Genomic DNA, 6,061 nt, shown 5'->3' with positions numbered 1-6,061 from the left:
GTGGTGAACCCTGTTTTTGTTGGTCGGCCATCTTAGCGCAGGCATCGATCTTTTGACTCGTTCAGCTGCCGTTCAGGCTAATGACAATCATCTCTATTTAGTAATGAGTATCATTATGTTACAAATTAGCCTCCACTCTATAGATGATGCGGTGCTGAATGCTGGTTCCTTTCCTGATCATGCTGCGCGAAGGCGTTGAAGCGGCGTTAATCGTCGGCATCATTGCCAGCTATCTCAAGCAAACCGGACGCGGCCAATGGATGCCCGCCATGTGGATCGGGGTTTTCCTCGCCGTCGCGCTGGCCCTGCTGGTGGGCGGTGGCCTGGAACTGGTCAGCGCTGAATTCCCGCAAAAACAACAGGAACTCTTCGAGGGCGTCATCGGCCTGATCGCCGTCGCGGTTTTGAGCTCCATGGTGTTCTGGATGCGCAAGGTCGCGCGCTCGATCAAGCATTCGCTGCACGTTTCCCTCGACCATGCGCTGGCCGGCTCCAGACACCAGGTCACCGCGCTGATCGCCATGGTGTTTTTCGCGGTTGCCCGCGAAGGCCTGGAAACCGTGTTCTTCCTGCTCGCGGTATTCCAGCAAAGCGAAGGCCCCGGGGCGCCGATCGGTGCCCTGCTCGGCCTACTGCTGTCGATGGTCATCGGTTTCCTTATCTACAGCGGCAGCATGCGCCTGAACCTGTCGGCGTTCTTCCGCTGGACCGGGCTGTTCATCCTGGTGGTGGCGGCCGGCATTCTCGCAAGCTCGGTGCGCGCACTGCATGAAGCCGGGCTGTGGAATCACCTGCAAACCGTGCTCTTCGATTTCAGCGCAACCCTGCCGATGGATGGCCCGTTGGGTTCGGTGCTGGCCGGCATGTTCGGTTATCAGGATGCCCCGACCGTCAGCACCCTCGGCGTCTACCTGATTTATCTGCTGGTCGCGCTGGTGATGTTCTTCCTCCCGACTGGCGCGCCGTCTAAACCGGCCGCCACGCCACCCTCTTCCGTCTCCAGCCATTAAGGGCATTCATGTCAAACCAGGCCCCTCTTCAGACCTCGCCTCCCCGCGCCCTGCGCTGGGCGGTGGCCGGCTCGGTGATCGTGATGATCGCCGCCGGCGGGTTGTTCTACTACGCATCGCAAATGGCCGCGGCCAAGCGTCAGACAAATCATGACGAGATCACCGTCACGATCAATCCGCACAGCTGCGAGCCGAATGCGCTGACCGTTGCGGCGGGCCGCAGCAGTTTTCGCATCGTCAACCACTCGGATCGCGCCGTTGAATGGGAGATCCTCGATGGCGTGCTGGTGCTTGAGGAACGCGAAAACATCGCCCCCGGCCTGAGCCAGGTGATCACCGCCAACCTGCTGCCGGGTGATTATGCGATTACCTGCGGCTTGCTCAGCAATCCGCGCGGCACGCTGCACGTCACGCCCACTGCCGCGTCGGATGCTGCGGCGCAGGCACGTCCGTCGATGGTCGCGTTTATCGGCCCGTTGTCGGAGTTTCGGGTTTACCTGAGCAGTCAGGGCACCGCACTGATCAACGCTGTCAGCGCGTTGCAACAGGCAATCGACGCCGGTGACCTGAGTCAGGCCCAGGCACTCTATGTGCCGGCCCGCGTTGCTTATCAACGTATCGCCCCGGCGGCTCAACGCCTGGCCGAACTGGACAAGGTCATCAACGCTCGCGCCGATTACTTTGAAAAGCGTGAGCAGGATCCGGACTTCATTGGCTTCCACCGCCTCGAGTACGCGCTGTTCCAGCAACGAAACATCGACGGTCTGGCGCCGGTTGCCCAGCGTCTGGTCGCCGATGTGACTGAACTCAAACAGCAACTGCTGGCCCAGTCGCTGCCGCCCGAGCAACTGGTGAGCATCGTTGCCCGCAATCTCCGCAACATGGCCGATGTACGCGCCAGCAGCGGTGAGGAAGAACGTTACAGCCACATCGACCTTAATGGTTTCGCCGCCAACCTGGACGTGACCCGCAAAGTGATCGATCTGCTGCGTCCGTTACTGGCCAAGCCTGACGCCGCGTTGCTGAGCCGATTGGACACGGCCACCCACGCTCTCGATGCCGAACTCAATGGCTTGCGAGTCAAAGACGGCTATAGCAGTTACGACAGCGTCGGCGCCGATCAGCGCACACGAATCGCCGACAAGGCCAAGGTTCTGGCCGATGCACTCGATGGAATCGATCCCTCCCTTGGCCTCTCCGGCCTATAAGCAGAAGACCCTATTCAGATGAACGATTTAAATCAGATCAATGCCCAGCGTCGCCGCGTACTGTTGGGCATGAGCGCCGCCGGTGTCGCGTTGGCGGGCAGCACGTTGAGCTGCCCGGCCATGGCCGCCAGCCCGGCACAAGTCACAGAAGCACCGAACAGCGACAAAACCCAGGATCGCCATGACTTCCACGGCCAGCACCAGACCGGCATCGTCACGCCGCGCCCGGCGTGCGGCATGCTGGTGTCGTTCGATGTATTGGCCACCGACCGCGAAGACCTCGAGCGGCTGTTTCGCACGTTGAACCAGCGCATTGCATTCCTGATGACTGGTGGCCCGGTGGCTCAGGTCGACCCGAAGTTCCCACCCGTGGACTCGGGAATTCTTGGCCCGGTGGTGACACCCGACAACCTGACCATCACCGTCTCGGTGGGTGAATCGCTGTTCGACGAACGTTTCGGCCTGGCCAGCGCCAAGCCCAAGCGATTGATCCGCATGGTCGGCTTCCCCAACGATGCACTGCAACCCGAGCTCTGCCACGGCGACCTGAGCCTGCAGTTCTGCGCCAACACCGCCGACACCAATATTCACGCCTTGCGCGACATCGTGAAGAACCTGCCGGACCTGCTGCTGGTGCGCTGGAAACAGGAAGGCAGCGTACCGCCGCAAGCGCCGGCCAAGCCTGGAACACCTGCGCAGAGTGCGCGTAATTTCCTCGGTTTTCGTGACGGTTCGGCCAACCCGGATTCCAACGACAAGAAAGCCATGGAGCAGATTGTCTGGGTGCAACCGGGCAGCGATGAGCCGGCCTGGGCGGCCAATGGCAGCTATCAGGCGGTGCGGATTATCCGCAACCTCGTCGAGCGTTGGGATCGCACGCCACTGCAAGAACAGGAAAGCATTCTCGGTCGGGTCAAAAGTACCGGCGCGCCCATTGGCGGCAGCCATGAAAGCCAGGTCCCGGACTACGCCAAAGACCCCCACGGCAAGCTGACCAAAATGGACGCGCATATCCGTCTGGCCAACCCGCGCACTGCCGCGACCCAGGCCAACCTGATCCTGCGTCGGCCGTTCAATTATTCCAACGGCGTGAGCAAAAACGGCCAGCTGGAAATGGGCTTGCTGTTCATCTGCTACCAGGCCGATCTGCACAACGGGTTCATCACTGTGCAAACCCGACTCAACGGTGAACCTCTGGAGGAATACCTCAAGCCCATCGGCGGCGGCTATTTCTTCACCTTGCCGGGCGTAACCGGCGACAAGGATTTCATCGGTCGCTCATTGCTCGATGCTACTCAACCGAAAACCACGGCTTAACCCCCTAAACACAACAAACTCACGGAAAAGTCCCATGAAAAAGTCGCCTCTCGCCTTGCTGGTTGCCCTTGGCTTGCTCCACGCTCCACTGTCGGCTTTCGCCGCCACAGCGCCGCTGGATCTGGTGGGGCCGATCTCGGATTACAAAATCTACGTCACTGAGCAGCTCGACGGGTTTGCCAGCCACACCCAGCAGTTCACCGACGCGGTGAAAAAAGGTGACCTGGCCGCCGCTCAAAAACTCTATGCGCCCACCCGTGTTTACTACGAGTCGATCGAGCCGATTGCCGAACTGTTCAGTGACCTCGATGCGTCCATCGACTCGCGCGTCAACGACCACGAAAAAGGCGTCAAGGCTGAAGACTTCACCGGTTTCCACCGCATCGAATACAGCCTGTTCTCCGAGAAAACCACCGAGGGCCTTGGTGACCTGGCCGATGGTTTGAACAAAGACGTGAAGGACCTGCAAGCCCGCGTTGCCGGCCTGACCTTCCCACCGGAAAAAGTCGTGGGCGGCGCCGCTACATTGCTCGAAGAAGTCGCTGCCACCAAGATCTCCGGCGAAGAAGACCGCTACAGCCACACCGACCTGTATGACTTCCAGGGCAACATCGACGGCGCGAAGAAAATCGTCGACCTGTTCCGTCCGCAACTCGAGAAACAGGACAAGGCCTTCGTCGCCAAAGTCGACAAGAACTTCGCCAGCGTGAACACGATTCTGGCCAAGTACAAAACCGCTGGCGGCGGTTTCGAGACCTACGACAAGGTCAAGGAAAACGACCGCAAGGCGCTGGTCGGCCCGGTCAATACCCTGGCGGAAGACTTGTCGACCCTGCGTGGGAAGTTGGGTCTGAACTAAGCGTTGTCTGAACTGACGCCTTCGCGAGCAGGCTCGCTCCCACATGGGTTCTATGTCGATCACAACAGTGTGGTCAGACACAGATCCAGTGTGGGAGCGAGCCTGCTCGCGATGGCGGTATGAAAGGAACCCTTCCTCTGAAAACAACCGTTAGCCTGCTTCCTTTTATTTCAGGCCCGCGCCATGATGCAGCTCTCTAACCGCCCGCCCGCGAACGAGCCCTCATGTCTGCGCAACAAACGCCTCCCGCCAGTTCCACGGCGATCACCCTGCAGATCGTCTCCATCGTTTTTTATACCTTTGTCGCGTTTCTCTGCATCGGTCTGCCGATTGCGGTGTTACCGGGCTATGTCCATGAACAGCTGGGTTTCAGCGCTGTCATTGCCGGGCTGACCATCGGCTCGCAGTACCTGGCCACCCTGCTCAGCCGGCCCATGGCGGGCCGTATGTCTGACAACATCGGCACCAAACGGGCGATTGTCTACGGGTTACTGGGGATCATGCTCAGTGGCGTGCTGACGTTGCTGTCGACCTTGTTGCAGAGCCTGCCGTTGCTGAGCCTGATGATTCTGATCGGCGGCCGATTGTTGTTGGGGATCGCCCAAGGCTTGATCGGCGTCGGCACCATCAGTTGGTGCATGGGCCAGGTCGGTGCCGAACACACCGCCCGCTCGATTTCCTGGAACGGTATTGCCTCCTATGGCGCAATTGCCATTGGTGCGCCTTTGGGTGTGGTGATGGTCGGTCAGTTGGGGTTCGTCAGCCTTGGGATTGCGCTCTCGGTGCTGGCGCTGGCGGCGTTGCTGCTGATTCGCAACAAACCCTCGTGCCGGTCATTCGCGGTGAGCGGTTGCCGTTCTGGGCGGTGTTCGGGCGCGTCGCCCCCTTTGGCGCCAGCCTGAGTCTGGCTTCGATTGGCTACGGCACGCTCACCACCTTTATTACCCTGTTCTATATCAGTCGCGGCTGGACCGGTGCAGCCTGGTGCCTGACGGTCTTTGGCATCTGTTTCATCCTCTCGCGCCTGCTGTTTATCTCCAGCATCAACCGCTTTGGCGGATTCAACTCGGCCATCGCCTGCATGAGCATTGAAACCCTGGGGCTGGGCCTGCTCTGGTTGGCGCCTTCGACGGCAGTGGCGTTGATTGGCGCCGGGCTCACCGGGTTCGGTTTGTCGCTGGTCTACCCGGCATTGGGTGTCGAGGCCATCAAGCAAGTTCCAAACAGCAGTCGTGGCGCCGGCTTGAGTGCCTATGCGGTGTTTTTCGATCTGGCACTGGCAATTGCCGGGCCGTTGATGGGCGCGGTGGTGCTGAACCTGGGGTACTCGTGGATTTTTTTCTGCGCGGCGCTGTTGTCGATCACCGGACTCGGGCTGACCCTGCTGCTGAAACGTCGCTCAGCGCTCAGCCCGTCTTAAGGCCCCGACGCCTACGGCGACGTCTGGTCAGCCGTCTGCATCCCCGCCCCGCTCGGCTTGCTCAGGGTTTGGGCAAAGAAGCGCCCCGCCTCGGAGATCAGGTTGCGGTGAATGTCCGCGCGGTCAACGCCGTCAGCATCGGTGCACAAGGCCGGCATCGCCGCGAGTTGCTCCTGGGTACACGGTGCCATGAACACGAAATGCCCGGCCCCGGCCAGCAGTTTGAAATCCGGAGCAACGGGTAGCT

Annotated in this window: 4 protein-coding genes and 2 pseudogenes; 5 read left to right on the top strand and 1 reads right to left on the bottom strand. The window is 60.4% G+C overall.

Annotated elements, in window-relative coordinates:
* The first annotated feature begins 158 nt into the window (after positions 1–158).
* The 5 genes and pseudogenes from efeU (at position 159) to AC1DH9_RS19430 (ending at position 5,814) form a co-directional block, all read left to right on the top strand.
* On the top strand, positions 159–1,010 hold the full coding sequence (gene efeU, locus AC1DH9_RS19450; protein ID WP_427540052.1) for an iron uptake transporter permease EfeU: 852 nt from the start codon (positions 159–161) through the stop codon (positions 1,008–1,010).
* 8 nt (positions 1,011–1,018) lie between these two features.
* A complete protein-coding gene (efeO, locus tag AC1DH9_RS19445; RefSeq protein ID WP_427540049.1) occupies positions 1,019–2,218 on the top strand; it encodes an iron uptake system protein EfeO in 1,200 nt (399 codons plus the stop codon).
* Positions 2,219–2,236: 18 nt separating this feature from the next.
* Positions 2,237–3,535 (top strand): iron uptake transporter deferrochelatase/peroxidase subunit, encoded by a 1,299-nt coding sequence (gene efeB / locus AC1DH9_RS19440; RefSeq protein WP_427540046.1) that lies wholly within the window; start codon positions 2,237–2,239, stop codon positions 3,533–3,535.
* Positions 3,536–3,569: 34 nt separating this feature from the next.
* Positions 3,570–4,394 carry an iron uptake system protein EfeO gene (gene efeO, locus AC1DH9_RS19435; protein WP_427540043.1) on the top strand — a complete coding sequence of 275 codons (825 nt, stop codon included), beginning with the start codon at positions 3,570–3,572 and terminating at the stop codon, positions 4,392–4,394.
* 224 nt (positions 4,395–4,618) lie between these two features.
* Positions 4,619–5,814 (top strand): annotated as a pseudogene (locus AC1DH9_RS19430) (MFS transporter).
* Between the two features lie 11 nt (positions 5,815–5,825).
* On the opposite strand, the pseudogene AC1DH9_RS19425 reads toward AC1DH9_RS19430, so the two are convergent.
* Positions 5,826–6,061 (bottom strand): annotated as a pseudogene (locus AC1DH9_RS19425) (dienelactone hydrolase); the annotation flags it as partial.

The sequence above is a fragment of the Pseudomonas sp. 05T35 genome (assembly GCF_056396605.1).
This window is presented reverse-complemented; position numbering and strand designations above follow the sequence as displayed.

Excerpts from the sequence above, each read along its gene's own strand:
- efeO (WP_427540049.1), top strand. The coding sequence starts at position 1,019 with ATGTCAAACCAGGCCCCTCTTCAGACCTCGCCTCCCCGCGCCCTGCGC.
- efeB (WP_427540046.1), top strand. The coding sequence starts at position 2,237 with ATGAACGATTTAAATCAGATCAATGCCCAGCGTCGCCGCGTACTGTTG.
- efeU (WP_427540052.1), top strand. The coding sequence starts at position 159 with ATGCTGGTTCCTTTCCTGATCATGCTGCGCGAAGGCGTTGAAGCGGCG.
- efeO (WP_427540043.1), top strand. The coding sequence starts at position 3,570 with ATGAAAAAGTCGCCTCTCGCCTTGCTGGTTGCCCTTGGCTTGCTCCAC.